This window comes from Microbacterium maritypicum MF109 (assembly GCF_000455825.1).
Taxonomy (GTDB): Bacteria; Actinomycetota; Actinomycetes; order Actinomycetales; family Microbacteriaceae; genus Microbacterium; species Microbacterium maritypicum_A.
Map to the genome: position 1 here is coordinate 1 of NZ_ATAO01000081.1, position 578 is coordinate 578.

Annotated in this window: 1 protein-coding gene; it reads left to right on the top strand. The window is 68.9% G+C overall.

The genetic code is table 11. From position 1 onward, the window contains the following. The coding region (locus tag L687_RS25910; RefSeq protein WP_021198716.1) for an extracellular solute-binding protein at nucleotides 1–578 on the top strand (578 nt) is incomplete at both ends.

The window sequence follows — 578 nt, forward strand, 5'->3', positions numbered from 1 at the left end:
TACAACAAGGCGCTCTTCGACGCGGCGGGTGTGGAGTACCCCTCCGCGGACTGGACCTGGGACGACTTCACCGCGGCCGCCGCGAAGCTCACCGATCCCGCGAAGGGCCAGTTCGGGGTCGCCGCCAGCCAGTACGGCCAGGAGAACTTCTACAACTCGATCGCCCAGGCCGGTGGTGAGGTGATCTCCGCCGACGGGACGAAGAGCGGATACGGCTCGCCCGAAGCGCTCGCCGGCATCGAGCTGTGGACCGACCTGATCGCGGCGGGCTCCTCGCCCACGGCGCAGCAGATGACCGACACCAACCCCGAGGACTTCTTCCTCTCCGGCAAGGTCGCCATGTTCCAGAACGGATCCTGGGCGGCCATCGCCTACGCGGACAACGCCGACATCGGCGGCAGCGTCGATGTGGCCCCGCTCCCCGCCGGAGCAGAGGGCAACCAGAGCGTGATCCACGGTGTCGGCAACGTCGCCAACGCGAAGAGCGCACACCTCGCCGAGGCCAAGGCGTTCGCCGAGTTCGCCTCCGGAGAGCAGGCGGCGAAGATCCAGGCCGAGACCGGCACCGTGATCCCCGC